Genomic DNA, 23,628 nt, shown 5'->3' on the forward strand with positions numbered 1-23,628 from the left:
GAGTACGCGTTATGTCATCTGTAAAAACGATTTTTATCACCGGCGTCAGCAGCGGCTTTGGTCGCGCCCTGGCGCAGGAAGCCCTTGCCGTTGGCCATCGGGTCATTGGCACTGTGCGCAACCGCGAAGCACAACAGGCTTTCGAAGCGCTTGATGCACAGCGGGCCTTTGCCCGCCTGCTTGATGTGACGGACTTTGCGCATATCAATGATGTGGTTGCAGAGGTTGAATCCACTGTCGGGCCTGTCGATGTACTGGTGAACAACGCCGGTTACGGCCATGAAGGCATCCTGGAAGAATCCCCGCTTGAAGCGATGCGCCACCAGTTTGATGTGAATGTGTTTGGCGCGGTGGCGATGATCAAAGCCGTGCTGCCGGGCATGCGCCAGCGCCGCCGCGGGCACATTATCACTATCACTTCGATGGGCGGGTTTATCACTATGCCGGGGATCGCTTACTACTGCGGCAGTAAATTCGCGCTGGAAGGGATTTCTGAAACCCTGGGAAAAGAGGTGAAGCCTTTTGGTATCCACGTGACGGCGGTCGCACCAGGATCGTTTCGCACCGACTGGGCCGGACGCTCGATGATCCGCTCACCGCGTGCGATTAGCGATTACGATGCGATTTTTGATCCCATTCGTCAGGCACGCGAAGCGAAAAGCGGCAAGCAACTGGGGGATGCGCGAAAAGCGGCGCGCGCCATTTTAACGGCCATTGAAAGCAACACACCGCCCGCGCACCTGCTGCTTGGCAGCGACGCGCTCACGCTGGTGCGGGAAAAACTGGCGGCGCTGAACGCTGAAATCGATAGCTGGGAGGCGGTGACCCGCTCCACAGACGGCTAAGGTCAAAAACGGCTCACGCACGCCATCGCCACGCTTTTAAAGGTGGCGAAATCCGCGCAGGCGCAGAGCCTGGCGGTGGCGCGCTCGCGCAGGAAGGTGACAAAAATATCGTAAATAGCCATCGCTTCTTCGTACTCGCTTTTGCTGATCGCCAGCAAAAAGATGACGTGCGCGGTTTCATCGCCCCAGGCAATGCCCTGCGGCGCCAGCACGGTGTAGACCACGGTTTTTTTCGCCAGCAGACCAAGGGCGTGCGGCAGTGCGATGCCTTCGCCAAGCATAGTGCTGACAATCGCTTCACGCTCCACCACCGAATCAAGAAATTCGCCGTCGACAAAGCCTTCGTCCTGCAACTGTTCACACAGGGTTTTAAACAGCGTTTGCTGATCCATTGCGCCGTCGATAATGCGAAAGTGCGCAGCGTCGAAGTACTTCTTCAGCATCCACGGGCGCGTTCTGTCCACCAGCACCAGTTTGCCGATCTGCTCCAGTTGGTAGTCGCTGGGGAACGGCGCAATGATGACCACCGGTTTGTCTTTTTCGCTGACGCGGGCGGTGGAAATGACAAAATCTTCACTAATGGCCTCGCACTGCTCATAGTCGCGCAGCGTCACCGTACGGGTGATAACAATCTGCGGGTATTTGCGTGCCAGCACGGCTTCAATCATGCGCACCATCGCGTTACCGGCATCGCACACCAGCAGCACGCGCGGCTGGCGTTGGTAACCGATGTTGTAATGACGCTCCAGGCCAACGCCAATGTGCAGCACCAGAAACCCAATCTCGTTTTCGCTGATCACATACGGCGTGTATTTGCCCCAGCTTGAGACCGCCGCCAGCGTCATATCCCACGCCATCGGGTAGTGCTGCTTGATGTTATCCAGCAGCGGATTGGGGATCATTATCTGGTAGCGCACACGGGTGATCATGGTTTTGATATGGGTGAGCAAATCAGCGTGCAACTGCGCATCGTTTTGCAGGTTGTAGTTATAGTGCGTGTTGATATAGCCGAGGATGTAATTGACCAGCGTTTCATCGTCGTCAGCGCTGATGGCGCTCGGCGCAAGCTCCTGTACGCGGCGCGCGGCGATATGCACCCGCAGCCAGTGCTCCTCTGCCGCCGCCAGCGGTTTGCCCGCCAGTTGTTGCAGCGCTGCCGCGATATCCTGCGCAGCCTGGCGCACATTGTCATCGCCGTCTTCGGCGGTGAATTCCGACAGTGGATAGCCTTCACTGATACGGCGCACGGCGACGGCGCAATAGAGGCGAATAAACAGGTCGCCTTCATCGGTCAGGCGAATGTGGTGGCGGTTAAAACAGTCATGCAGGAAGGACGCCAGCGCCTCCGGCACGCCGGGATTGAGGGCTTCTTCGGTGATTAACGGGTTCTGCGCGTTTTGTTGCGCCAGTTCCCACAGCAAATCCGTCAGACAGGCGCGCAGCGCCATTTCGTTGCCGAACAGTTTCATACCGTGGCGCGGGCGGGTTTCCAGCGTCAGGCGATAGCGAGAAAACCACTCGCGTACCTCGGTCATATCGTTTTGCAGCGTGGCGCGGCTGACAAACCATTCGTCGGCCAGATCCTCCAGCTTGAGAGAAAAAGCCGAGGTGAGAAAACGCACCACCAGGTAGTGCACGCGCTCCTGACCACTGCGGGGAATGCGCAGCGCGCGCGGGCGCGTGGCCTGCAACGCCTGGTACAGCGTGGCATCGTCGATTTTCAGTTGATAGCCGCTGCCACGGTTCAAAATAAATTGCGCGCCGTGGTGCTCCAGCAGCGCGTTTAAGGCAGTGATGTCTGCCCGGACGGTACGCGTGGAAACCGACAGGCGCTGCGCCAGTTCATCCTGCGGCAGCGTCTCGTTTTGCAGCAGGGTAAAAAGTTGCGCTAAACGTTGGTTCGGAAATCGCACGTCGTTGTCCTCACATTCATTTTTTGCCGGATGGCGGCCGTCACACCAATGCTTTGGTCATTGCCAACAACTGGCGAACATCTGCCGGGCGGGTATCACCGCTTACCTTATCAATAATTGAACTATAAATATGCGGAATGATTTTGCTCACTCCCGCATCGAGCGCGATGTGCAAAATCTCACTGAAATTCTCCAGATCGATGCCACCGGTCGGCTCCAGCCAGAAATCATGACGCGCACAGGCTTCGGCAACGGCTTTGTACTCTTCGCGGCATTTCAGCCCGCCCATCGGGAAATATTTAATCGAGCTGCCGCCCATATCTTTGAGCAGGGCGATTGCCGTTTCCACCGGCACAATGCCGTCTGCCGCCTGGCTGCTCAGCGGCCCGGTGGAGATTTTCACCAGCCCTGGCGTGCCGGTCGGCGATACCAGACCGTTAACCACGGTTTCGTTTTGCCCAAGCAGTGCGCGGCTGGTCGCCACCCCGGTAAACACCTGGTTGACGTGCTGCGGCTGCACTTCACGAGAGATGGCGCTGACCATCGCCGACTGGTTCGGATCGCCCGCGCCCAGGCCGACCGAGAGCGCGTTATCGATTCGCGCGGCGTATTCGCGCATATCGGCAACCGCCGTGGCAATGTCCGGGTAATTTTTTGACAGCACGCCCACCAGCACATGGCCTTCGGCGGCTTCATAAATGGCGCTAGCGTTCTCTTTACTGCCTGCCAGCACGTTCAGGCACACCCGGTCGTGGTAAAAATTCGGCGTCAGTTTCATGCGCGTTGCTCCTTATTGAGTTCTTCGGCGATGCGGCGGTAAACGATCGCCAGTTGCTCAGCGCTGACGCTGCGCACATCGGCTTCGATAATCCCTTCATTGGCTTTGTAGCCACGGAAGTAAATGGCGTATTCACCCTGTTTCAGGGCGTTGACTAACTCGCCGGTGGCGATACCGGTTACCGCTTCGTCAAACTTGATTTCGCTACGCGCAATGTCGCGCCCGGCGCTGTCCCACACCACGCGGGCGCTGACGCCGTTGAGCGTGTTCAGTTGGTCGATAAACGGCGTCATTTTGGCAACCATCTCCGCCCCGCTCTCTTTGCTGGCAGAAAGATAGTGTTCGATGGCGCAGGTGAGGCCGAGGATGCCCTCTTTACCCACCTTCATCGCCCGGCCAATGCCCGCCGTCTGGCGTTTTACCCACTCAACATACTGGGTTTTGCCGATCACCAACCCGCTGGTTGGCCCTTCAATCGCCTTCGCGCCGCTGTAAATCACCAGATCGGCCCCGGCGCGGTAGTAGCACTGCAAATCCTCTTCCGCTGCGGCATCAACAATCAGCGGCAGGTTGTGTTTACGCGCCACCACAACGGCCTGCTCGACGCTGAGCATGCTTTTTTGCACGCAGTGGTGCGACTTGATGTAGAGGATTGCCGCCGTGCGCGGCGAAATGGCTGCCGCCAGTTGATCGGCGGAGCATTCGTTGGCGTAACCGGCTTCGACTACTTTGCCGCCGCCGAGCGCCACCATCGTGCCGACCGGCGCGCCAAAGTTGACGTTGTGACCGCGCGGCAGCACGATTTCGTTGTTCTCAATCGCGGTGCTGTGCAGGTTTTCCAGCAGCCAGTCGCTCTCTTTAACCAGCACGGCGGCGACGGACTGCGCAATGCCTGCCGAGGCGCACGACACCACGGTCGCGCCTTCCACCTCTAAGAGCTTCGCGATGTACTCCCCGGTTTTATTCACCAGGTCTTTCATTTCGAAGTAGTGATTCATACCGCTGGTGACCGCCTCGACCACTTCCGGGCGCGGGGTGGAAACGCCGAGCGCCGTCATGCGACCAGAGGCGTTAATCACCTGTTTCAACTGATATTTGTCATAAATCGAAGGCATGTTCTGCACTCCCTTGTTCGGTCAGATAGCCTTTGCCCGCGCGAATGGCGGCCAGCGGCGTGAGTAACTGGTCGGCCTGCAACGTCTCTTTTTCCGCATCGGCGAACAGCACCGGCTGGCGACGCAGGTCGAAAATGGTTAAATCGGCGTCAAAACCGACCGCCAGACGCCCTTTCTGCGTCAGGCGCAGACCATCGGCGGCGTGTTCGGTCACGCAGGCAATCACCTGCGGCAGTGACAGGCCGATTGCGAGGAATTTGGACATCACGTTTGCCAGCGAGCGCACCGGGCCATCAATGCGGTTGCGGCAATAGATATCGGAACTGATGGTTTGCGGCAAAATCCCGAGGCTTATCGCCTGCTTTGCCACCGCAAAGCTGAAGCTGGCGCTGCCGTGGCCGACATCAAGGCGCACACCGCGCGCAATGGCACGGGTTACGGACGCCCGCAGTTCGCCGCCCGGCGTCAGAATGCGGTTCGGCTTGCCGTTGTAGCAGTGGGTGATGATGTCGCCGGAAGTCAGCAGCTCAGCAATTTCATCGAGGTTCGGCGGGTTATTGCCGATATGCACCATCAATGGCAGGTCGCCGTTCTCTTTCTGGATCGCTTTTGCGTGCGCCAGCGGTGTGATGCCGTTGTCGCCGACCACGCTGCTGCTCATGCGCGCTTTCAGGCCGACGATAAAATCCGGGTGGCGCTGCACCGCATCGCGCACGGCGGCGGCGTCAATATTGTTCAGGTTCGCCAGTTCGTTTTGCGCAATCAGTCCGACGCGGGAGATATTCAGCAGCGCGAAGACTTCGGTCGACGCCTTGCGGGTGATGGCGTAGAAATCATCGATATCGTCCGCGCCGGTGCTGCCTGCATCAATCACCGTGGTAATGCCGGTGGCAATGCCAACGCTGTCTGGCTCGTCGTGGTAAATCGGGGAATTTGGGTAGCAGTGAACGTGGGAGTCAATCCACCCGGCGCTCACGTAGTGCTCGCCCGCTAAATCAACGGTTTTCACCGCCGGGCCGTTAATGTCGCCGAGCGCGGCGATTTTACCCGCACTGATGGCGATATCCGTCACCGTATCGTCAACCAGACGCGCCCGGCGCAGGAGTAAATCAAACATGTCTCTCTCCAGAAGTAACGGACGCCGCAGCGCCCGTGTGGTTCAGAGTGCTACCGGGAAGATAGAGCCCAGCAGCATGGCCCCGAGGATCGCGCCCCCGGTGATTGGCTTTTGCCAGAGGTAAAACAGCAGGGCGCCCACCAGCGAACCGACACCAATTGGAATTGAGGCGGTCATCGCGCTGAGGATGATCAACGGGCCAAGGAAACGACCGGAGGCGTTACCCGCGCCCATCATCACGTCTGCGCCGTAGGTGGAGTCGCTCTGATTAATGGTGAACTTACGCGCCAGGATGATCAGGTAGCCAATCGCCACGCCGATCACCAGCCCGGTAGCCAGCGAGGCAACAAAGTTCGCCACCGGGAAGACAAAGCCCGCGCCGAGCAGCAGCGCCGGAACGCCAAGACCGACCCCGGTCTGAATCGCCCCGCCGATATCCAGAATCCCAACCAGTGAGCCTTCGATAATGCGGGCAAACAGGAAGCTGGCACCAAACGCGGCGACCGCGCCGTAAACGCCGGTCTCCATGCCGGAGCGCAGCATTGATACAAACGCCACTTCGTTAAAGGCGCCGATGCCGTACAGGTAGTACATGTGTGTCCCGGCGAAAACGCCGGAAGAGAGCAGGCCGACAAAAATCGGGAATGACCAGTCGGCGTACCAGAAGCCTTTATTCTGTTCCATTGCAGATCCTTATTTGCCGCTGAGCGAATTGTGGATGAGCTCCAGCCAGTTCGGCGCGCTCAGGTGGAAGGACGCGATCATTTTCAGGTCGAAGCCGCGGAAGAACGCACTCAGCACAAACAGCGCGACAATGGCGCTCATCATCACTTTGGTGACGCGGTTCCAGCCGCTCTCTTCCACGCCTTTACCAATCAGGATGCCAAGCACCAGGCCCGGCACGGCGTTACCCATGATCAACTGCGCTGCGCCGCCGAAAATCGTGGCCCAGAAGCCCGATTTTTTGCCCGCATCAATGGCCGCCAGCCAGAAGATAACCGGCATCACAGTGTTAACCAGCAGGTTCGCCGCCGGAACCAGCACTTTCACCGCCGTCACCTGCAAGGCAGCCGGAACGGAGGAAGCCGTCAGGTTAAGGAAGGCGACCACGACCATGCCAATCAAACCGCAGGCGATGGCCATTTTTTTCGGATCGTGCAGGGTTTCGCCGACGTTGCGGTTTTTCACCATCAACGCCGCCGCGCCCCAGTTCGGGATGATGCGGTGGTCAACGTCCTGGGTGAACGAACCCGCTGCAACGGACGATGCCCAGGCGTTAAAGAAGAAGCCCAGGCCGAAAGAGAAGTGCGATGCCGGGTCCCCTTCGCAGGAGTTCAGTTCGCCCAGTGTACGAAACGCGCCCATCCCTTGTGTGGTCGGCGCATGGAACATGCGTGCAGCCCCTGCGCCCACGCCGACGCCAACCAGGCCGCCGATAATGAGCGATTTTATTAGTATGATTAAGAACATCAGTCTGCCCTCTTCTACCCTGCAAAAATGGCTCGCGGGGTATGCGTTGTGTTATTTCGTGACGAAGTCCACTTTATCGAGATTGATGGCGGTCACGTTGACGGTGACGTCCAGCTCCACGCTGTACGTGCGTCTTTCGCGACGCAAAAAGAGGAACAAAAAAGCCTCTTTGCGCGTCGTTTCCTGCGCCTGAACAACCTGCACATCCTGTGGCTCAATACGCAGTAAAATGTGCGGCGATGCTTTCATCACCGCGGCCTGAACATGATTCAGCGCGTCAGAAAAGGCGCGCGCTTTGGCGTCGCCTTTGCCCTTCACCCTGACCGTGGTGGTGAACTGTTCTTTCATGGTTATGCGCCGTATTTTTTCTGCCACGCCTGCACCAGGCGCTCGCCTAACTCTTCTTTGTCCATAAAGCCGAAGCCGAGCACGTTGCAGCCTTCGTTGATGGCGGTAACGCCTTCGTCAACGGAACGCATGCCGTATTTGGCTTTGTAGCCGTGTTTGTTCTGCGCGGTGATGGCACCTGCGCCGCCGCTGCCGCAAAACGAGATGCCGAAGGTGGCGTTTTCTGCTTTCATCACATCGCCCAGCTTCATATCGGCTGCCACGCCCGGCACAACCACTGCGCGGCCACCGGCTTTTTCCACACCTGCCGCGACTTTCTGGCCTTTGCCCAGGCGGTCACCAATCACTACGGTAATCTGTTCCATCGTTTGCTCCTTAAAGGTTGTCTTTCGCCACTTCGAAGTGCACCGACAGTAGCCAGGCTTCTTCTTCCGGGAGGTTGCCAAATGCGGCCACTACGTCGTGGGCAAGGCGCATGGATTCTGGCGAGATCTCATCAAACAGGCTCGCGTCTACGTCCGGCAGCGGCTCGCCGGTCACTGACCGGTGCGCCATCGCGCGAACATGCGAAGTCAGCATCTGCTGCTGCACCGCGTTCGGCGTGATGTTTTGATCGTGAAGTAAGGCGTAAACCTGCGTCAGCATGCGCTCCGCAAGAGTTGCCGTTTGCGCTGCCTGCGCGCCAGCGTCGTTTATTACCGCTCCGTTATTCACTCGTCGTACCCCGTTAATGGCTTCAGATTTACACTAACGGCGCAGGTTACAAGTTTGTAGCGAGGAGTTTTCCACTTCGAAGTGGAAACGAAGAAGGCTTTAGTGATCTGCGCCACAGAATTCGGTAGCCCAGGGGTTTTTCACTGGTCAGCGGTCACAAATTTGCGGGAAAGACGCGGAAAACCGCGCCGTTAAAAGCACAAAAAAACGGAAAGCTGCGGTGAAAAAGTGTGAGGCCGATAAGGTTTACTTATCACTCAAAGCGCGCAGTAAAAAGTCGGTAAAAGACGAAACCAGCGCAAGCTGCTGTTTACCAGGCAAGCGCAGTAAATGCATCGGCCTTGCGGGTGGCTGCCAGTCCGGCAGCACGCGGCACAAGCGCCCGGCATCGATATCCGACTGCAAGGTGATGGCGGCATGTTGCACAATGCCCAGCCCGGATAACGCCGCCTGGCGTAGCGCTTCACCGGAATCGACCATCAGCCGGGGAGTCATTGCCACCTCTTGCGTACCCGTTGGCCCTTCCAGTTGCCAGCGGTGATCCGATCGCCACTGGCTGAAACTGATGCAGTGGTGCTGTTGCAGGTCAGCTGGCAGTTCAGGCATGCCCTGGCGGGCGAGGTAATCCGGCGAGGCGGCGAGGATCATGCGATAAGGCGCAAGGGGAATGGCGATCACGCCATCGTCATTGAGAGTACCCACGCGGATAGCCAGGTGAAAACGCTCTTCAATCAGCGAGACTTTGCGATTGCTGAGCACCATTTCGGCATCAACGCCGGGGTAGTGCTGCAAAAAACGCGACAGGATCGGCGTCAGCACATGTGTTCCCCACACCACCGGCGCGCTGATGCGCAGCACGCCGGCGACATTTTCATAAAGGTGGTTTGCCAGCCCGTCGGCTTCACGCACCGTGGCGAGGATTTGCAGGCCGTACTGGTAAAAACGCAGCCCCGCGTCCGTCAACCCCTGGCGGCGCGTGGTGCGGTGCAACAGCGTGCAGCCGGTTCGGCTTTCCAGTTCGCGCACATGTTTGCCAACCATCGCCGGGGTGAGGCCGAGTTTGTCGGCGGCAGCGCTAAAACTGCCGCAGGTGACGGTGTTAACAAACGATTCGACGCACTTCAGGTAGTCCATAGTTTTATCCGCATTATAAATTTTGAGTATCAAATGAAGATAACAAATCGGCATTTATCCGGCGTTGGCAAGGAGAAATAATCACCCCCATTATCGAAAGTGGGATTTTTACATCATGCAATCGTTGGTTTTTGATGAGTTTGGACAGGCGGAGGTGCTCTGGCTTCGCGACAGCCCAACGCCTGAACCGGGTGCGGGAGAGTTGTTGGTGGAGATTTCCGCCGCCGGGCTGAATTTTGCCGATATCTACCGTCGCCAGGGGCGTTACCCGCTGGCAGGCGATGCCCCGTGGGTAGCGGGGTATGAAGGTGCGGGCCGGGTTGCCAGGGTGGGAGCCGGTGTTAGCGGCTGGCAGCCCGGCGATCGGGTCGGTTTTGCGGATGTGCCACGCGCCCATGCCAGCCATATTCTGCTGCCGGTGGAGCACGCTATCCGGCTGCCGGCCTGGTTAACCGACGCGCAGGCCGCATCGCTGCTGCTTCAGGGGCTGACTGCGGATTACCTGCTGCACGATGTTTTGCCGGTGACGCCGGGGATGCATGTCGCGGTGCTGGCGGGTGCAGGCGGCGTGGGAAGTTTGCTCACTCAGATGCTGGTGCATCACGGCGTGCATGTTTTCGCGGTGGCCTCCAGCCAGGCGAAACAGGCTGTCTGCCTGCGTAACGGTGCTGAAGAGGCGGTGGATTACGCTGGCTGGGCCGGGCGGCTACGCGCCTGGCATCGACCTGGGTGCGATATTGTGTTTGATTCTGTTGGCAGCACGCTGCTGCAAAGCCTGGCGAGCCTGAAGGATGGCGGTCGGGTGGTGTTGTTTGGTATGTCTGGCGGAACCATTCCGACGCTCGATCCCGCACAGTTTTTGCTGAAATCATCCGGTGTTATCGGGGCGGATTTATGGACGTATTTGACGTCACAGGAGGAACGCCAGCGGCGCGCAGATCGCCTTTTTGGGCTGGTGAAAACGGGGCATGTTGCGCTGCCAGCGGTCACCTCGTTTCCGCTGTGTCGCGGCAAAGAGGCGCATAATCTATTAGAAAACAGATTGTTTAGCGGGAAGGTGGTGTTGATTCCGTAGGCCCGGTAAGCGCAGCGCCACCGGGCATTCGGGACGAGGGATTAACGGTATTTCTTGTGGTACGTGTTGCGGGTGGTGGCGAAATCTTTTGCCGCCGCCTGCGCCTCTTTCACTTTGCCTTCGTTCGCCAGCTTCAGTGCGCCGTCGATTTGCCCGACCAAGATAACTAAACCGTGGCGGAAGTCCTTCATTTCGGGGCTGTCCGGCGCTTTATCTTCCAGCTTCGGCGGCGTGGCTTTTTGCGCATCCAGCGCGGCGGTACGCATGTTGGTTAAGGCATCTTTCATCTCAGAAGCGTCGTTCGTTTTCTGCACCACTTTGAGATTGTCATTCAGGGTATCCATATCATCTTCAAGATCGGCGGCGAACACCGCCGACCCAACAAATAACGACGACACGGCAAGGATCGCTAACAGGTTTTTACGCATTGCTCAGTTCCTTTTTTATTATTCACGCTTAAGGCGCCGGTCTTTGCGCCACGGAGTTATTGTCCGGCGATTTTCATCTCCGGGAGTAACACTGAACCACACTGAATATTGCTACGTTGTTCGATATCGTCACCAACGGTAACGATATTACGCCACATCTCTTTCAAATTTCCTGCAATGGTAATTTCGCTCACCGGATACTGGATTTCACCGTTTTCCACCCAGAAACCCGACGCGCCGCGCGAATAATCCCCGGTGATACCGCTCACGCCCTGCCCCATCAATTCGGTGACCACAAGGCCCGTGCCCATCTCTTTCAACATTTGCTCAAAGCCGAGGCCGCGCCCGGCGATACGCCAGTTGTGAATGCCACCTGCGTGACCGGTGCTTTTCAGACCCAGTTTGCGCGCTGAATAGTTGGTCAGCAGCCACTGCATCAACACGCCATCTTTCACGATGTCACGGCGTTCAGTACGCACGCCTTCGCTGTCGAACGGCGTGGACGCCAGCCCTTTGCGCAGGTGCGGATGCTCTTCAATGGTCAGCCACTCCGGCAGGATCTGTTTGCCGAGGTAATCCAGCAGGAAAGTCGATTTGCGATAGACCGCGCCGCCCGCAATGGCGCCAACCAGATGACCAAACAGCCCGGTCGCGACTTCGCTGGCAAAAATCACCGGCGCTTTCATGGTTGATAATTTACGCGGCGACAGGCGTGACAGCGTGCGGCGCGCGCACTCTTCACCCACCCACTCCGGCGTTTTTAACTCATTGATATCGCGACTGATGGTGTAAGCGTAATCGCGCTCCATATCGCCATTTTCTTCGGCGATCACGCAGCTCGAAAGCGAATGACGGGAAGAGCAGTAGCTTTGCAGCATACCGTGGCTGTTACCGAAGACTTTGATGCCGTAATGGCTGTTAAAGCTGCCGCCTTCGGTGTTATTGATGCGTTTGTCGGCTTTCAGCGCCGCCTGTTCTGCGCGCGCCGCCCATTCTATGGCTTCATCCGGCGTTACTTCCGCCGGGTGGAAAAGATCGAGATCCGGTGCGTCAAAGGCCAGCAGCTCTTTTTCAGCGACACCGGCGTAAGGATCCGGCGAGGTGTAACGCGCAATATCCAGCGCCGCCTGCACCGTGCGGGCAATCGCTTCCGGGCTGAGATCGGTAGATGAGGCGCTGCCTTTACGGTTCTGGTGATAAACCGTGATGCCAAGCGCACCATCGCTGTTAAATTCGACATTCTCCACTTCACCGTAACGGGTACTGACGCCGATGCCGGTCGTTTTGCTGACCGCCACTTCCGCACCGTCCGCTTTGCCCGAAGCCAGCTCAAGCGCAGTAGAAACCGCGTCTTCCAGAACTTTGCGTTGTTGTGCCACTTGTGTGATTACTTTCATCGCGAATGCCATAATTAAGGGAGAGAATCTTTGAAGTCTAACAGAGAACCGTTTTTCAGTGCGCGCCTTAACTGGTAACATTAGCCTCTTTTTTAAGGAGCCTGAGATGACAAAGCAGCCCGACGACTGGCTCGACGACGTGCCCGGTGATGAGAGTGAAGACGAAGATGATGAGATTATCTGGGTCAGTAAAAGTGAAATTAAGCGCGATGCTGAAGAGTTAAAGCAGCTTGGCGCAGAAATGGTAGACCTGGGTAAAAACGCGCTGGATAAGCTCCCGCTCGACCAGGATCTGCGCGACGCCATTGAACTGGCGCAGCGCATCAAAAAAGAGGGTCGCCGCCGTCAGTTGCAGTTGATCGGTAAAATGCTGCGTCAGCGCGATGTCGATCCGATCCGCCAGGCGCTGGACAAGCTGAAAAACCGCCACAACCAGCAGGTCGCGTTTTTCCACAAACTGGAACAACTGCGCGATCGCCTGATTGAAGAAGGTGATGACGCGATACCGGACGTGCTGAATCTGTGGCCGAACGCCGATCGTCAGCAATTACGTTCGCTTATCCGCAACGCTAAAAAAGAGAAAGAGACCAACAAACCGCCTAAAACCGCGCGTTTGATTTTCCAGTATCTGCGTGACCTCGCCGAAAGTAGCGAAAGCTGATTCGCGCGTAACGCTCTCTGCATAACGAAGCGTTCTTCTTACTGATAAATAAACCGCGCCGGTTTCCCGGTCGCGGTTTTTTTTATCTCGCGGTAATTACAGGCTTTCTGCGGCGAGCTGCGCTTTTTTGGCTAAACCGTCGAGCAGCTTCTGGTGGATGCCACCAAAACCGCCGTTGCTCATCACCAGAATGTGATCGCCCGGCTGCGCGCTTTTGACAATCAAGTCTGCCAGCGTATCGACATCCGCGCTCCAGTGCGCAGGCTGAATGCAGGCTTCCGCCACTTCAGCAACCTGCCACGGAATATGCTGCGGTTGCAGCAGGAACACTTCATCGGCACGGCCCAGCGACGGAGCCAGATCGTCTTTGCAGATGCCCATTTTCATGGTGTTCGAACGCGGCTCCAGCACGGCGATGATTTTCGCGGTGCCGCCCACTTTCCCGCGCAGCGCGGCAAGCGTTGCGAGGATCGCCGTCGGGTGATGCGCGAAATCGTCATACACCGTCACGCCGTTCGCTTCACCGCGCAGTTCCAGACGGCGGCGGGCGTTAATAAACGAACCCAGCGCGTTCGCCGCATCTGCCGGAGTGACGCCAACATGGCGCGCGGCAGCAATCGCCATCAGGCCATTGTGCATGTTGTGCTCGCCAACCAGCCCCCAGTTCACCTGGCCGACACATTCACCGTCGAGCCACACTTCCCAACTGGACGCGTCGGTACTGAGCTTTTTCGCCTGCCAGTGACCCTGTTCGCCTACCAGTTCCTGCTCGCTCCAGCAGCCCATCGCCATCGTCTGTTTCAGGTTGATGTCGCTTTCCGGCCAGATGATTTTCCCCTGTCCCGGCACGATACGCACCAGGTGGTGGAACTGTTTCTGAATCGCTTTCAGGTCGTCAAAAATATCCGCGTGATCAAACTCAAGGTTATTGAGGATCAGGGTGCGCGGGCAGTAATGGACGAATTTGGAACGCTTGTCGAAGAAGGCGCAATCATATTCATCGGCTTCGATAACGAAAAAGGGGCTGTCGCCCAGACGCGCGGAAACGTCAAAATTACCCGGCACGCCGCCGATCACAAAACCCGGTTTGTAACCGCAGGCTTCGAGGATCCAGGTCGTCATACCCGCCGTGGTGGTCTTGCCGTGCGTACCGGCAACCGCCACAACCCAGCGGTCGCGCAGCACAAAGTCATGCAGCCATTGCGGGCCGGACATAAACGGAATGTTTTTCTCCAGCACCGCTTCCACGCAGGGATTTCCACGGGTCATCGCATTGCCGATAATCACCAGATCCGGCGCGGGATCAAGCTGGCTTGCGTCATATCCTTGAATTAAATCAATGCCTTGCTTTTCAAGCAACGTGCTCATCGGCGGATAAACATTGGCGTCAGAGCCCGTTACCTGGTGACCCAGCGAGCGCGCCAGCATTGCCAGCCCGCCCATAAAAGTGCCACAAATCCCCAATATATGAATGCGCATACGTCATTATCCTTGCCTAAACTGGCGCACATTTTACGCATATGTTTCCCGTCTGAGAAATGCATTTCAGGATAATCCGTATGTTGCTGGCGCGATTCACCTGTGCGCGAAGTTTTGAATCTTTGTTAGTATTGTTGCAAGTCCGCCGCGTTTTCGTTTGCGAAAGCTCTGGTTGTTACCAGCAAGCTGAAAACCACAGGCTAAGATCGCTTTACTCCATATAAAAAATGCAGGGAAAGTGTTATGAAAACGTTAGGTGAATTTATTGTCGAAAAGCAGCATGATTTCTCGCATGCAACGGGTGAACTCACTGCTTTGCTGTCGGCAATAAAACTGGGTGCCAAGATCATCCATCGCGATATCAATAAGGCCGGTCTGGTCGATATCCTGGGTGCCAGCGGTGCTGAGAACGTGCAAGGTGAAGTGCAGCAGAAACTCGATCTGTTTGCGAACGAAAAACTGAAATCCGCCCTTCGCGCCCGCGATATTGTGGCCGGTATCGCCTCTGAAGAAGAAGATGAAATTGTCGTTTTCGAAGGGTGCGAACACGCCAAATACGTGGTGCTGATGGATCCGCTGGATGGCTCCTCTAACATCGACGTTAACGTTTCTGTCGGGACGATTTTCTCCATCTATCGCCGCGTGACGCCTGTTGGCACACGAGTAACCGAAGAAGATTTCCTGCAACCCGGTAACAAACAGGTTGCTGCCGGTTATGTGGTTTATGGTTCATCCACCATGCTGGTTTACACCACTGGCTGCGGCGTTCATGCCTTTACTTACGATCCGTCACTTGGTGTTTTCTGCCTGAGCCAGGAGCGTATGCGCTTCCCGGAGCGCGGCTACACGTACTCCATCAACGAAGGCAACTACATTAAATTCCCGCAGGGCGTGAAGAAATACCTGAAGTTCTGTCAGGAGGAAGATAAGGCGACGCTGCGGCCTTATACCACGCGCTACATCGGTTCGCTGGTGGCGGATTTCCACCGTAACTTATTGAAAGGCGGGATTTACCTCTACCCGAGCACCGCAAGTCACCCGCAAGGTAAACTGCGTTTGCTGTACGAGTGCAATCCGATGGCGTTCCTTGCGGAACAGGCCGGCGGTAAAGCAAGCGACGGGAAAGAGCGGATTCTGGATATCCAGCCGGAGAGTCTGCACCAGCGCCGCCCGTTCTTTGTCGGCAATGAGCATATGGTGGAAGACGTCGAACGTTTTCTGCGTGAGTTCCCGGATGCGTAAGACTTTATAATCGTCCGCTTATCCGGCCTCGGTTCGTGCATACAGTACGGGTTTTGTAGGCCGGATAAGGCACAGTCGGCAACCGGTATTTTGGCATGAGTGGAATTATTCCGTTCACCAACTGAACGGCGGTTTCATAAAACTGGCGTGCGGTGAACGGGATAAGGAGAGCTGCCGCGCTCCCCTTATCAATCCCCGCGGCCCCGCAAGGAAATCGGTGCTTCGCACTGCGCTCAGCACATTGCGTTCGACCTGTTATCCCTGCGTCTGCAAGCGGAATGTCGCCATCGCTTGTAACAGCGCGCGCGACTGTTCTTCCAGCGAATGCGTCGCCGCAGATGACTGTTGTACCAGCGCCGCGTTTTGCTGCGCCGTTTCATCCATTTGGCTCACGGCAATGTTCACCTGCTCAATACCGCGGCTCTGCTCCTGGGAAGCATTGGCGATTTCGCGCATTAACTTGGTCATACGCAGCACTTCTTCGGCGATTTCGTCCATCGTTTCACCCGCCTGCATCGCCAGGTCGCTGCCTTCAGCAACATGCGCCTGCGAGCTGCTGATAAGCTGGCGGATCTCTTTTGCCGAGTCGGCACTGCGGCTGGCAAGGTTACGCACTTCTCCGGCGACTACCGCAAAACCACGCCCCTGCTCCCCGGCGCGCGCCGCTTCAACGGCGGCATTCAGCGCCAGAATATTGGTCTGGAAAGCAATGGCGTCGATGACGCTAAGAATATCGGCGATGTGATCGGAACTGCTGGAGATATCGCGCATTTTTTCAATGACATAGCACACCATTTCGCTGCCGCGATCGGCGGTATCAGAGACCGCTTTCGCCAGTTTATGTGCCTGCTCGGCGTTCTCGGCGTTCAGTTTCACCGTCGCCGTGATCTGCTCCATGCTCGCCGCCGTCTGCTCCAGCGACGTGGCGGTGGATTCGGTGCGCTGCGAAAGGTCAACGTTGCCTGCTGCCAGTTCCCGGCTGCCGGTATCAATCTGCGCGCTGGCATCGCGTACGCGCGTGACCGAACCGACCAGTGATTGGCGCATCTCCTCAATCGCCGCGTTCAGGCGGGTAAACTCTTTGCTCGCCACCTCCGTTTTTGCGGCGGTCAAATCCCCGGCCGCCACCTGCTCAAGCTGCTCAATCGAGGCATCCAGCGGTTTGAGCAACATATGGCGCAGCGCCAGCCAGGCCAGGATGATAATGCCGGCGACCAGCAACGCCACGACCAGGATGAGCATCATCACAAACGTTTTGCTGCTCTGCACGGCGGTCACTTCCGCTTTGCCGCGCGCTTCGCCCCAGGCCTGGAAGGCCTGCATATCGTTGTCGAATTGGCGGGAGACAGGGATCAGTTTGTTTTCCAGCAGATCGTAGTACGCATCAGCGCTTTGCTGATTGAGCGCATTCTGCATCGGCGTAATGCCCTGGCTTACATAATCGCCGTAGCTTTTTGCCACTTTCGCCAGCAGCACCGCGCCTTGTTCGTCATCGATACCGGCGCTTATCACGTCAGAAAGCGATTTCTCACCCTGGGCGATTTCACCATTGATGATTTTCACCGACTTCGCCGCGTCGTCGAGCAAGCCGACTTCCATCATGCGCACCGCCTGGCCCGCTTCATTCCGCGCGCGCAGGATCATGGTGTAGCCTTCGCTCAGACGCGCCATCTTCTCGCTCTGTAATTGATTGATGCGCTCCAGTGACGAGGAGCTTTTATTGAGTGCGTAAATCCCGATGCCGCTCACCAGCAGCAGCAGAAGGGTCATTACAGCCAGCAGAGAAAGTAAGCCTGTACGGATCGAAAGCGTTTTAAGCATGATATGAATTCCGGTAGCGAAGATACTTTTGGCGTAAATTAAGGCCATTTCGTCAGTTATCGACCGCTACCGGAATTACTTTAGGGAAAAAATAAATTTTTCAATGCGTTACTGTTTTGTTGCTTTTATGCTAACGCGTGTAACAGGCGAGCTTTGGCGATTCTCCCACAGCACCGTCAAGCCACGTTGCAGCGCGATAAAAATAAACAGCAGAATGCCGATGGCGATTTTCGTCCACCACGAACTCAGCGTGCCGTCGAAGTTGATATAGGTCTGGATCAACCCCTGGATCGCCACGCCGAACAGCGTCCCGAGCACCGTACCAACCCCGCCGCTCAATAGCGTGCCGCCAATCACCACCGAAGCAATTGCGTCCAGTTCTACGCCAACGCCCGCCAGCGCGTAGCCCGCCTGGGTATAAATCGAGAAGACAATTCCCGCCAGCGTCGCAAGCCCGGTGGAAAGCATATAAATGCGAATCGTCGTGCTACGCGTGGAAATGCCCATCAGGTTCGCCGATGTGGCGTTGCCGCCAATCGCATACACTTCGTTGCCAAAGCGGGTGCGGTGCGCGAGAAAAATCCCGACCACCACCACCAGCAACATTAACAGCCCCATCGCGCTCAGCCGCCCGCCGCCGGGGATCATCCACGCCAGGCTTGAGAGTGAGTCATAAATCGGGTGGTTGATAGGGATCGACTCTTCGGAGAGTAAATAGCTGACGCCGCGCAGGAAAAACATCCCCGCCAGGGTAATGATAAACGCCGGGATTTTTAAGGCGTCGATAAGCAGCCCCATAAACGCCCCGAAGGCGCAGCCCATCAACAAGATGATGGGAAAAGCCAGCAGCGGCGAAATCCCCCAGTCGCCAATCGCTTTCGCCAGAAAAACGCCGGTGAAGGCAATCACCGAACCGACGGACAAATCAATGCCGCCGGAGAGGATCACAAAGGTCATGCCGACGGCGATGATCCCGAGAAAGGCGTTATCCGTCAGAATGTTACAAATCACCCGCGTCGAGGCAAAGCCGGGAAACTGCGTCAGGCAGTAGAGATAGCCGAGCAAGAAAACGCCCAGCGTGATCATCAGCGGTAAGTTACGTTTTATCATGCCCACGCACTCCTTTAATCAACGCGATAAAGCGCGGCGACTGGACGATCAGCACGCACATCACCACCACCGCTTTGACCACCTGGTTGAGTTCCGGCTGAAAACCGGAGAGCAAAATGCCGGTGTTCATGCCCTGAATAATCAGCGCGCCCACCACCGAAAGCACGAGGTTAAAGCGCCCGCCCATCAACGAACCGCCGCCGATCACCACCGCCAGAATGGCGTCCAGTTCCAGCCACAGCCCGGCGTTGTTGGCATCCGCACCGCGAATATCTGCCGCGACAATCACCCCGGCAATCGCGGCACACACGCCGCTCAGCACGTAGGTCAGCATCACCACGATTCGTGTATTCACTCCGGCGTTTTTCGCCGCACGGATGTTAATCCCCGCCGCTTCAATAAACATGCCGAGGGCGGTTTTGCGGGTAAACAGCCAGAACAGAATTAGCGTCACCAGCGCGATAATCACCGGCGTCGGGAACAGCAGCAGCGAGCCGCTGCCAAGCCACGCCAGCGACGGCGCGTTAAAGGTGACAATTTGCCCGGACGTAATCAGCTGCGCGACCCCGCGCCCGGCGACCATCAAAATGAGCGTGGCGACAAAAGGCTGAATCTTCAGGATCGCCACCAGGATGCCGTTCCATAAGCCCGCCAGCACGCCCGTTGCCAGCGCCGCCAGCAACACCACCGTCAGGCTGTGCCCGGCGACAGTTAACGACGCCGCCGTCGCCCCGGCAATCGCCATCACTGCGCCAACGGAAAGATCGATGCCGCCGGTAGCGATCACCAGCGTCATGCCAATCGCCAGCAGCGCAACGGGCGCGGCACGGTTGAGAATGTCGATCGGGCTGCCAAACAGGCGGCCATCCTGCAACACAATCTGGTAGAAATGCGGCGCGACCAGGCTATCCACCAGCAAAACCAACAACAGGGCAATGACCTGCGGTGTCCCGGTCGGCCAGTTAAAGCGGCGCTTTGACTGCGTACTTTGGCCAAGTGATTGAGGCATCACACTCTACTCCTTATGCCGCAATGGCATTCATGATCGCCGGAACGGAGAGTTCCGCGAGCGGGATCTCCGCCACCTGCTTGCGATCGCGCATGATGATCACCCGATCGGCGTAACCCACCAGCTCTTCCAGCTCCGAGGAGATAACCAGCAGCGCCAGCCCGTCAGCGCACAGGGTTTCGATCAGGCGAATGATTTCGGCGTGCGCGCCAACGTCGATGCCGCGCGTCGGTTCATCAAGGATCAGGAACTGTGGCCGGGTCAGCAGCCAGCGCGAGAGCAATACTTTTTGCTGGTTGCCGCCAGAGAGAAACTCAATCGGCTGCTCGGCGCTGGGGGTGCGAATGCCAAGCTGGCGAATAAAGCGTTCTGCAATGGCGTTCTGCTCTTTGCGCGGGATTGGCCGTAGCCAGCCGCGCTGCGCCTGGAGCGCCAGCACGATATTTTCGCGCACTGACGCCGCGGCGATAATACCGTCGGTTTTTCTGTCTTCCGGGCAAAAACCGATGCCCAGGCAGGAGGCCTGATGCGGGGAGCGCAGGGTTTGCGGCTGGCCTTTGATCAGCGCACTGCCGCTATCGGCGGGTTTAATGCCGAAAATCACCTCTGCCGTTTCAGTGCGCCCGGAACCCAACAGCCCGGCCAGACCGACGATTTCGCCGGGGCGTACTTCTAAATCAAACGGCGCAATCACCCCTTTTTTGCCGAACTGATTAAATGCCGCTACCGGTTTGTCGCTCAGCAGCGTGCGGCCAGCGCGTTGCAGCGCGTGCGTGTCCAGCTCGCGCCCGAGCATCATTTTCACCAGTTCGATTTGTGGCAGCTCGCGGGTGGATTTGCAGCCAACAAAACCGCCGTTACGCAGCACGGTAATGCGGTCACTGACTTGATACACCTGGTCGAGAAAGTGGGTGACGAAAATCAGGCTGACGCCCTGATCGCGCAATTGGCGCATCAGGGTAAACAGCATCTCTACTTCCTGAGTATCCAGGCTGGCGGTCGGTTCATCGAGGATCAGCACTTTGGCAGAGAGATCAATCGCGCGGCAAATGGCGACAATCTGCTGCATAGCGACGGAATAGCGGTTGAGCGGCTCGCGCACATCCAGCGAAAAACCGTAAGATTCCATCAGCTCAGTTGCACGCTTTTCCATCTCTTTGCGGCGCAGCAGGCCAAAACGGCGCGGCTCGCGGCCGATAAACAAGTTATCCGCTACCGACATATTCGGCAGCAGGTTCACTTCCTGGTATACCGTCCCGATGCCGAGTTGCTGCGCGTGAGCGGTGTTTTTTGGATTGATCGGCTGGCCTTCCAGCCAGATGGTGCCTTTATCGGCGTGGTAAACCCCGGTTAACGCTTTGATAAGCGTCGATTTACCCGCGCCATTTTCCCCAAGCAGGGCCATAATTTCGCCGCGCCGCAGCGTGAAATCGACGTTATCGAGCGCTTTTACGCCGGGAAAGAATTTACTTAAGCCTTCGGTACGCAGAATTTCCTGGTGTGGTTCAGCGTTCATTGTTGACCCCTTACACGAATGCCCTCTCCCCGGTGGGGAGAGGGTTTACGTGACTCAGTAACCCATATTTTTCTTCTTCTCCAGCTCCTCTTTCGCCGTATCCGGCAGATAGAGGGTGGATTTGGTAATGGTCAACTTCGGCGGCTCGGTGCCGTCTTTTTTGTATTTTTCCAGCGCGTCAAACGCCGGTCCTGCCATGTTTGGCGTCAGTTCCACGCTGGCGTTGGCTTCGCCGTCGATCATCGCTTTGTAGATATCCGGCACGCCGTCGATAGAGCCGGTCAGAATATCTTTGCCCGGTTTCAGACCCGCTTCTTTAATGGCCTGAATGGCACCGATCGCCATGTCATCGTTATGGGCGTAAACCATGCAGATGTTTTTGCCGTTGTTCTCCGCTTTGATAAAGCTCTCCATCACCTCTTTACCCTTGCTGCGGGTAAAGTCGCCGGACTGGGAGCGGATAATCTTGATGTTAGACGCTTTGGAAATGGCTTCGGCGAAACCTTTCTTACGATCAATGGCCACACTTGCGCCGACGGTACCTTGCAGCTCGACAACATTACACGGTTTGCCATCGACGGTTTTCACCAGCCATTCGCCAATCAGCTTGCCTTCCAGAATGTTGTCGGCGGTAACGGTGGTCATATAAAGCGATTTGTCTTTGACATCAATTGAGCGATCGAGAAGGAAAACCGGGATTTTGGCATCTTTCGCTTCTTTCAGCACCGGCTCCCAACCGGTGGCAACAACCGGAGCGATAAAGATGGCATCCACGCCCTGGGCGATGAACGAACGCACCGCTTTAAGCTGGTTTTCCTGTTTTTGCTGGCCGTCAGCAATCTTCAACGTAATGCCACGCTTGCTGGCTTCGCTTTTCGCAACGTTGGTTTCAGCGGCTCGCCAGCCGGATTCTGATCCGACCTGCGAAAATCCCACGGTCAACGGAGCAGCCATCGCCATAGACGACATGGCTGCCGAAACTGCTGTGACAAGAAGTAAACGCTTCCACATAAGAGCATCCTCGTAGGGTTATTGTTGGTTACAACTTCGCCTGCGGGGAAACTATAGACAATGAGCGATGTAACAGAATGAGTTACATCACAAATTGGAAAAGTGAATGAAATGTTGATAGCCAGTTGCGATCTGGCGCGCGAAATCGCCTTCTGAAACACAGCAGGAATCTCTCTTGAAATTGCAGGAATTTACCGGAACGAGATCGCCGTGTGACTGCGCTGTAATCGGTTTCACAAAATTATTCAGGATGCTGCTATGGATATGGAGAAAACGGTTGTAAAAAAAGGCCGGGCATAGGTCTGAAAAATGTGAGGAAGGTAAAACACATCAAGACTTTCACCGACAGTTGGCTATAATACCCGGCACTTGTTTGCCACACATTTTAAAGGAAACAAACATGAGCTTACTCAACGTCCCGGCGGGTAAAGATCTGCCAGAAGATATCTACGTCGTTATTGAAATTCCGGCTAATGCTGACCCCATCAAATACGAAGTCGACAAAGAAAGCGGCGCGCTGTTCGTTGACCGTTTCATGTCCACCGCGATGTTCTATCCGTGCAACTACGGTTACATCAACCACACCCTCTCCCTGGATGGTGACCCGGTAGACGTGCTGGTGCCGACGCCGTACCCGCTGGAGCCAGGCTCTGTGATCCGCTGCCGTCCGGTTGGCGTGCTGAAAATGACCGACGAATCTGGTGAAGATGCGAAACTGGTTGCCGTTCCGCACACCAAACTGAGCAAAGAGTACGATCACATTAAAGATGTGAACGACCTGCCGGAACTGCTGAAAGCGCAGATCACCCACTTCTTCGAGCACTACAAAGATCTCGAAAAAGGCAAATGGGTGAAAGTTGACGGTTGGGACAATGCTGAAGCCGCCAAAGCGGAAATCATTGCGTCCTTCGAGCGCGCAGCTAAGAAGTAATCCGCTTTATTCGAAGAAAGCCCTGGTGCGTTATGCAACCGGGGCTTTTTTTTGGCTATTTTGCAGTTGAATGTCGGATGGCGCTAACGCTTATCCGACCTACAAAAGTTCGCATTAACCCATAAAAAACCGCGCCAGGCGGCGCGGTTCGCTGTGACGGATTACTTCTGATACTGGTCGCGATCGAGCCAGTTACCGCTTTCGATAAAGGTTCGCCCCTCAACCGAACGCTGGTAGACATACATCCAGGCGCTGCCATAGGGCGTCTGAATAAGTTGGCGTTTATACTCGCCGCCTGCGGTACGCAGGGCGTCCAGCTCACCGAGTGTTGCCGCGTCGATGCGATAAACCTCACCCAGCACGCGGCCTTCACCCGACACCGCGCCGGGGTAATGCCCGAGGCTGTATAACCGATGATTTTCGACGTAAAAGTCCCCCAGCCACTGAGCGTTGGTCATCCAGTGGCTGTTGCCTTGTTTGCGTCGTAAACTGCCGTAGACAAATATTCGCATTG

The 23,628-nt window shown here is 56.6% G+C and carries 24 protein-coding genes; 5 read left to right on the plus strand and 19 right to left on the minus strand.

Annotated features, from left to right (window positions below; all coding sequences use genetic code 11):
• The first annotated feature begins 11 nt into the window (after positions 1-11).
• Positions 12-845, plus strand: a complete 834-nt coding sequence (locus Q5705_10985; GenBank protein WLI75132.1) for an oxidoreductase — start codon at positions 12-14, stop codon at positions 843-845.
• Positions 846-847: 2 nt separating this feature from the next.
• On the opposite strand, the gene Q5705_10990 is transcribed toward Q5705_10985, so the two are convergent.
• The 10 genes from Q5705_10990 to Q5705_11035 all read right to left on the minus strand — a co-directional run bounded on the left by Q5705_10990 (position 848) and on the right by Q5705_11035 (position 9,434).
• On the minus strand, positions 848-2,758 hold the full coding sequence (locus tag Q5705_10990; GenBank protein ID WLI75133.1) for a PRD domain-containing protein: 1,911 nt from the start codon (positions 2,756-2,758) through the stop codon (positions 848-850).
• A 40-nt stretch (positions 2,759-2,798) separates the two neighbouring features.
• Positions 2,799-3,536: a KDGP aldolase family protein gene (locus Q5705_10995; protein WLI75134.1), complete on the minus strand. Its 738-nt coding sequence runs from the start codon at positions 3,534-3,536 to the stop codon at positions 2,799-2,801.
• On the minus strand, positions 3,533-4,651 hold the full coding sequence (locus Q5705_11000) for a DgaE family pyridoxal phosphate-dependent ammonia lyase (protein ID WLI75135.1): 1,119 nt from the start codon (positions 4,649-4,651) through the stop codon (positions 3,533-3,535). The genes Q5705_10995 and Q5705_11000 overlap by 4 nt, the downstream gene beginning before the upstream one ends.
• A complete protein-coding gene (locus tag Q5705_11005) occupies positions 4,635-5,768 on the minus strand; it encodes an amidohydrolase/deacetylase family metallohydrolase (protein WLI75136.1) in 1,134 nt (377 codons plus the stop codon). The genes Q5705_11000 and Q5705_11005 overlap by 17 nt, the downstream gene beginning before the upstream one ends.
• Positions 5,769-5,810: 42 nt before the next feature.
• Entirely contained in the window at positions 5,811-6,452 is a 642-nt protein-coding gene (locus Q5705_11010) for a DUF4310 family protein (protein WLI75137.1), read from the minus strand.
• Between the two features lie 9 nt (positions 6,453-6,461).
• Positions 6,462-7,238: a DUF4311 domain-containing protein gene (locus Q5705_11015; protein ID WLI75138.1), complete on the minus strand. Its 777-nt coding sequence runs from the start codon at positions 7,236-7,238 to the stop codon at positions 6,462-6,464.
• Positions 7,239-7,289: 51 nt separating this feature from the next.
• Positions 7,290-7,586: a DUF4312 family protein gene (locus Q5705_11020; protein WLI75139.1), complete on the minus strand. Its 297-nt coding sequence runs from the start codon at positions 7,584-7,586 to the stop codon at positions 7,290-7,292.
• A 2-nt stretch (positions 7,587-7,588) separates the two neighbouring features.
• Positions 7,589-7,951 (minus strand): SFCGS family glycine-rich protein, encoded by a 363-nt coding sequence (locus Q5705_11025; GenBank protein ID WLI75140.1) that lies wholly within the window; start codon positions 7,949-7,951, stop codon positions 7,589-7,591.
• Between the two features lie 10 nt (positions 7,952-7,961).
• A complete protein-coding gene (locus tag Q5705_11030) occupies positions 7,962-8,300 on the minus strand; it encodes a glycine dehydrogenase (GenBank protein ID WLI75141.1) in 339 nt (112 codons plus the stop codon).
• A 246-nt stretch (positions 8,301-8,546) separates the two neighbouring features.
• Complete coding sequence (locus tag Q5705_11035) at positions 8,547-9,434, minus strand: LysR family transcriptional regulator (GenBank protein ID WLI75142.1); 888 nt, start codon at positions 9,432-9,434, stop codon at positions 8,547-8,549.
• A gap of 115 nt (positions 9,435-9,549) precedes the next feature.
• Between Q5705_11035 and Q5705_11040 the strand changes: the two genes are divergently transcribed.
• Positions 9,550-10,509: a quinone oxidoreductase gene (locus Q5705_11040; GenBank protein ID WLI75143.1), complete on the plus strand. Its 960-nt coding sequence runs from the start codon at positions 9,550-9,552 to the stop codon at positions 10,507-10,509.
• 41 nt (positions 10,510-10,550) lie between these two features.
• On the opposite strand, the gene cybC is transcribed toward Q5705_11040, so the two are convergent.
• Positions 10,551-10,937 (minus strand): cytochrome b562, encoded by a 387-nt coding sequence (cybC, locus tag Q5705_11045; protein WLI75144.1) that lies wholly within the window; start codon positions 10,935-10,937, stop codon positions 10,551-10,553.
• Between the two features lie 56 nt (positions 10,938-10,993).
• Entirely contained in the window at positions 10,994-12,346 is a 1,353-nt protein-coding gene (pmbA, locus tag Q5705_11050) for a metalloprotease PmbA (protein ID WLI75145.1), read from the minus strand.
• A 94-nt stretch (positions 12,347-12,440) separates the two neighbouring features.
• On the opposite strand from pmbA, the gene yjgA reads away from it, so the two are divergent.
• Positions 12,441-12,995 carry a ribosome biogenesis factor YjgA gene (yjgA, locus tag Q5705_11055; GenBank protein ID WLI75146.1) on the plus strand — a complete coding sequence of 185 codons (555 nt, stop codon included), beginning with the start codon at positions 12,441-12,443 and terminating at the stop codon, positions 12,993-12,995.
• A gap of 96 nt (positions 12,996-13,091) precedes the next feature.
• Here yjgA and mpl read toward each other — a convergent pair whose 3' ends face one another.
• Positions 13,092-14,474, minus strand: a complete 1,383-nt coding sequence (gene mpl, locus Q5705_11060; protein WLI75147.1) for a UDP-N-acetylmuramate:L-alanyl-gamma-D-glutamyl-meso-diaminopimelate ligase — start codon at positions 14,472-14,474, stop codon at positions 13,092-13,094.
• A 243-nt stretch (positions 14,475-14,717) separates the two neighbouring features.
• Here mpl and fbp point away from each other — a divergent pair, with 243 nt between their 5' ends.
• Entirely contained in the window at positions 14,718-15,716 is a 999-nt protein-coding gene (fbp, locus tag Q5705_11065; protein ID WLI75148.1) for a class 1 fructose-bisphosphatase, read from the plus strand.
• Between the two features lie 255 nt (positions 15,717-15,971).
• On the opposite strand, the gene Q5705_11070 is transcribed toward fbp, so the two are convergent.
• The 5 genes from Q5705_11070 to ytfQ form a co-directional block, all read right to left on the minus strand.
• The gene (locus Q5705_11070) at positions 15,972-17,537 is read right to left on the minus strand and encodes a methyl-accepting chemotaxis protein (protein ID WLI75149.1); all 1,566 of its coding nucleotides are present in this window, start codon (positions 17,535-17,537) and stop codon (positions 15,972-15,974) included.
• Positions 17,538-17,645: 108 nt separating this feature from the next.
• Entirely contained in the window at positions 17,646-18,647 is a 1,002-nt protein-coding gene (gene yjfF, locus Q5705_11075; protein ID WLI75150.1) for a galactofuranose ABC transporter, permease protein YjfF, read from the minus strand.
• On the minus strand, positions 18,634-19,659 hold the full coding sequence (gene ytfT / locus Q5705_11080) for a galactofuranose ABC transporter, ATP-binding protein YtfT (GenBank protein WLI75151.1): 1,026 nt from the start codon (positions 19,657-19,659) through the stop codon (positions 18,634-18,636). The genes yjfF and ytfT overlap by 14 nt, the downstream gene beginning before the upstream one ends.
• A 10-nt stretch (positions 19,660-19,669) precedes the next feature.
• Complete coding sequence (gene ytfR / locus Q5705_11085) at positions 19,670-21,172, minus strand: galactofuranose ABC transporter, ATP-binding protein YtfR (protein ID WLI75152.1); 1,503 nt, start codon at positions 21,170-21,172, stop codon at positions 19,670-19,672.
• A 54-nt stretch (positions 21,173-21,226) separates the two neighbouring features.
• On the minus strand, positions 21,227-22,183 hold the full coding sequence (gene ytfQ, locus Q5705_11090; protein ID WLI75153.1) for a galactofuranose ABC transporter substrate-binding protein YtfQ: 957 nt from the start codon (positions 22,181-22,183) through the stop codon (positions 21,227-21,229).
• 400 nt (positions 22,184-22,583) lie between these two features.
• Here ytfQ and ppa point away from each other — a divergent pair, with 400 nt between their 5' ends.
• Positions 22,584-23,114 (plus strand): inorganic diphosphatase, encoded by a 531-nt coding sequence (gene ppa / locus Q5705_11095; GenBank protein ID WLI75154.1) that lies wholly within the window; start codon positions 22,584-22,586, stop codon positions 23,112-23,114.
• A gap of 161 nt (positions 23,115-23,275) precedes the next feature.
• On the opposite strand, the gene Q5705_11100 is transcribed toward ppa, so the two are convergent.
• Entirely contained in the window at positions 23,276-23,626 is a 351-nt protein-coding gene (locus tag Q5705_11100) for a gamma-glutamylcyclotransferase (protein WLI75155.1), read from the minus strand.
• Between the last annotated feature and the right edge of the window lie 2 nt (positions 23,627-23,628).

It is taken from the genome of Kosakonia sp. H02 (genome assembly GCA_030704225.1).
Classification (GTDB): domain Bacteria; phylum Pseudomonadota; class Gammaproteobacteria; order Enterobacterales; family Enterobacteriaceae; genus Kosakonia.

Bases quoted from the DNA above. Each gene is read 5' to 3' on its own strand.
- Q5705_11000 (WLI75135.1), bottom strand. From the start codon at position 4,651: ATGCCTTCGATTTATGACAAATATCAGTTGAAACAGGTGATTAACGCC.
- Q5705_11020 (WLI75139.1), bottom strand. From the start codon at position 7,586: ATGAAAGAACAGTTCACCACCACGGTCAGGGTGAAGGGCAAAGGCGAC.
- ytfQ (WLI75153.1), bottom strand. From the start codon at position 22,183: ATGTGGAAGCGTTTACTTCTTGTCACAGCAGTTTCGGCAGCCATGTCG.
- Q5705_11100 (WLI75155.1), bottom strand. From the start codon at position 23,626: ATGCGAATATTTGTCTACGGCAGTTTACGACGCAAACAAGGCAACAGC.
- cybC (WLI75144.1), bottom strand. From the start codon at position 10,937: ATGCGTAAAAACCTGTTAGCGATCCTTGCCGTGTCGTCGTTATTTGTT.
- Q5705_11010 (WLI75137.1), bottom strand. From the start codon at position 6,452: ATGGAACAGAATAAAGGCTTCTGGTACGCCGACTGGTCATTCCCGATT.
- fbp (WLI75148.1), top strand. From the start codon at position 14,718: ATGAAAACGTTAGGTGAATTTATTGTCGAAAAGCAGCATGATTTCTCG.
- mpl (WLI75147.1), bottom strand. From the start codon at position 14,474: ATGCGCATTCATATATTGGGGATTTGTGGCACTTTTATGGGCGGGCTG.
- Q5705_11005 (WLI75136.1), bottom strand. From the start codon at position 5,768: ATGTTTGATTTACTCCTGCGCCGGGCGCGTCTGGTTGACGATACGGTG.
- yjgA (WLI75146.1), top strand. From the start codon at position 12,441: ATGACAAAGCAGCCCGACGACTGGCTCGACGACGTGCCCGGTGATGAG.
- Q5705_11025 (WLI75140.1), bottom strand. From the start codon at position 7,951: ATGGAACAGATTACCGTAGTGATTGGTGACCGCCTGGGCAAAGGCCAG.
- ytfR (WLI75152.1), bottom strand. From the start codon at position 21,172: ATGAACGCTGAACCACACCAGGAAATTCTGCGTACCGAAGGCTTAAGT.
- yjfF (WLI75150.1), bottom strand. From the start codon at position 18,647: ATGATAAAACGTAACTTACCGCTGATGATCACGCTGGGCGTTTTCTTG.
- pmbA (WLI75145.1), bottom strand. From the start codon at position 12,346: ATGGCATTCGCGATGAAAGTAATCACACAAGTGGCACAACAACGCAAA.
- Q5705_11015 (WLI75138.1), bottom strand. From the start codon at position 7,238: ATGTTCTTAATCATACTAATAAAATCGCTCATTATCGGCGGCCTGGTT.
- Q5705_10995 (WLI75134.1), bottom strand. From the start codon at position 3,536: ATGAAACTGACGCCGAATTTTTACCACGACCGGGTGTGCCTGAACGTG.
- Q5705_11070 (WLI75149.1), bottom strand. From the start codon at position 17,537: ATGCTTAAAACGCTTTCGATCCGTACAGGCTTACTTTCTCTGCTGGCT.
- Q5705_11035 (WLI75142.1), bottom strand. From the start codon at position 9,434: ATGGACTACCTGAAGTGCGTCGAATCGTTTGTTAACACCGTCACCTGC.
- ppa (WLI75154.1), top strand. From the start codon at position 22,584: ATGAGCTTACTCAACGTCCCGGCGGGTAAAGATCTGCCAGAAGATATC.
- Q5705_10985 (WLI75132.1), top strand. From the start codon at position 12: ATGTCATCTGTAAAAACGATTTTTATCACCGGCGTCAGCAGCGGCTTT.
- Q5705_11040 (WLI75143.1), top strand. From the start codon at position 9,550: ATGCAATCGTTGGTTTTTGATGAGTTTGGACAGGCGGAGGTGCTCTGG.